This window comes from Corallococcus sp. CA054B (assembly GCF_003611625.1).
GTDB classification, from domain to species: Bacteria; Myxococcota; Myxococcia; order Myxococcales; family Myxococcaceae; genus Corallococcus; species Corallococcus coralloides.
This window is the reverse complement of sequence record NZ_RAVY01000402.1, coordinates 1-1,153: the sequence shown is the minus strand read 5'-3', so window position 1 is coordinate 1,153 and position 1,153 is coordinate 1. Positions and strand designations below refer to the sequence as shown.

1 protein-coding gene is annotated in these 1,153 nt (G+C 71.9%); it reads right to left on the bottom strand.

What is annotated here, in order from left to right; translation table 11 throughout:
• Window positions 1-78: 78 nt before the first annotated feature.
• On the bottom strand, window positions 79-1,153 hold a 1,075-nt coding region (gene glsA / locus D7V80_RS41005; protein ID WP_199738996.1), incomplete at its 5' end, for a glutaminase A.

Here is a 1,153-nt window from a genome sequence, read left to right as displayed (position 1 = left end):
CCGGCCCCCTCTCACGGGGACCGGAGCATGGTGGGAGGCGAGGGCCCGGATGACATCACCGCCCCCGGTGCCTTGCGCCTATCGCTGGCCGGACACGCCCCCGCCTGAACGGGCTGCCTGCTGGGGGCCGCCGGAGAAGATGTCCCCGCCCAGCGCCGTGACGATGGACTCCACCGCCTTCTGGCCGCGCACGCTGTTGCCCGCCTCGTCCAGCGGCGGGGAGAACGTCGCCACCGCGAAGCGGCCGGGCACCACCGCCACGATGCCGCCGCCCACGCCGCTCTTGGCCGGCAGGCCCGCGGTGAAGGACCAGTCCCCGGAGTTCTCATAGAGGCCCGTGGTGAGCATCAGCGACAGCACCTTCTGCGCGTTGTCCGCGTCCACCACGCGCTTGCCGGTGACGGGGTTGGTGCCGCCGTTGGCCAGCGTGGCCCCCATGGTGGCCAGGTCCTTCGCCGTGACGGCCACCGAGCACTGGCGCGTGTAGAGGTCCAGCGCCTCCATCGGGTCGCCGGGCAGCGCGTCGTAGGACTTGAGCAGCCAGGAGATGGCGCGGTTGCGCGTATTGGTGGCGGACTCGGAGCGGTAGACGTCCTCCTTCACGCTGAGCCGCCGCCCCGCGAAGCCGTCCAGCGTGCCCTGGATGCGGGACCACCGCTCGTTCGCGTCCCTTGCCGGCACCATGCTCACCGCGGTGATGGCGCCCGCGTTCACCAGCGGGTTGCCCGCGGGCGGCCGCTTCGCCTCATGGTTCAGCTCGATGGCGATGATGGAGTTGAAGGGCTCGCCGGTGGCGTTGGCGCCAATCTTCGTCTCCACCTGCTCCGCCCCCACGTCCTGGAGGATGCGCGCCAGCGTGAAGGGCTTGGACACGGACTCGATGGCGAAGGGGTGCTCCGCGTCACCGACCGAGTAGACACGCCCGTCCACCGTCACCAGCACGATGCCGAAGAGGTTCGGGTCCACCTTCGCCAGCGACGGGATGTAGTCCGCGTTCTTGCCGTCCTTCACGCCCTTGAAGCGCGCGTACGCCTGCTGCAGCGCGTCCTTCGCCTCCGCCGCGGACACCTCCGTGGTGTCGGGCGTGCGCTGCGCCCGCCGCGCGGTGGCGGGCGCCTGCGCGGCCAGCCCCACCCCCGGCGCCCCCCAGAGC